General features: G+C 48.3%; 1 tRNA gene and 1 rRNA gene. Both read right to left on the bottom strand.

The features are described from left to right. A 23S ribosomal RNA gene (locus tag AC1RBA_RS27915) occupies nucleotides 1-606 on the bottom strand; the annotation flags it as partial. Nucleotides 607-853: 247 nt separating this feature from the next. Next, a tRNA-Ala gene (locus AC1RBA_RS27910) sits at nucleotides 854-929 on the bottom strand. Nucleotide 930: the final 1 nt, after the last annotated feature.

The following is a 930-nucleotide window of genomic DNA, read 5'->3' as shown; positions in this document are numbered from 1 at the left end:
GGTTAACCTTGCCACTGAATGTAAGTCGCTGACCCATTATACAAAAGGTACGCAGTCACGGAACAAGTCCGCTCCTACTGTTTGTATGCACACGGTTTCAGGATCTATTTCACTCCCCTTCCGGGGTTCTTTTCGCCTTTCCCTCACGGTACTGGTTCACTATCGGTCGATTACGAGTATTTAGCCTTGGAGGATGGTCCCCCCATATTCAGACAGGATGTCACGTGTCCCGCCCTACTTGTCGTACGCTTAGTACCACCGGTCCGATTTCACATACGGGGCTATCACCCGCTATGGCTCCTATTTCCAGAGGATTCTGTTATCGGTCCGACTATCACGTACAGGCTCTTCCCATTTCGCTCGCCGCTACTTTGGGAATCTCGGTTGATTTCTTTTCCTGCAGCTACTTAGATGTTTCAGTTCGCCGCGTTCGCCTTGCATACCTATGTATTCAGTATGCAATACCCTAAAAGGGTGGGTTGCCCCATTCGGAAATCTGCGGATCAAAGTGTGTTTGCTCACTCCCCGCAGCTTATCGCAAGCTACTACGTCCTTCATCGCCTGTAATCGCCAAGGCATCCACCATGTGCACTTATTCGCTTGTCCCTATAACGTTAGCCTCTGATCACCGAGGTCATCAAAGAGCGCTACAGGGATAAGAAAGTACAACGTTGTTGCTTGTTTGTTGATACATACAATCATTACCCATCGATCTGCGTTTTACGGCAAACCGATCAATAAATAATCTTTACTTCTTCCAGATTGTTAAAGAACGAAACAGCTTTGATCGCTAAAAGATCAAACCTAAACCACAGTCTTGTTGACCGGCTTACGTTTGCACTTTCAAAGTACTTGGTGGAGGATGACGGGATCGAACCGACGACCCCCTGCTTGCAAAGCAGGTGCTCTCCCAGCTGAGCTAATCCCCCT

It is taken from the genome of Janthinobacterium sp. GW823-FHT03B06 (assembly GCF_058796955.1).
This window is presented reverse-complemented; position numbering and strand designations above follow the sequence as displayed.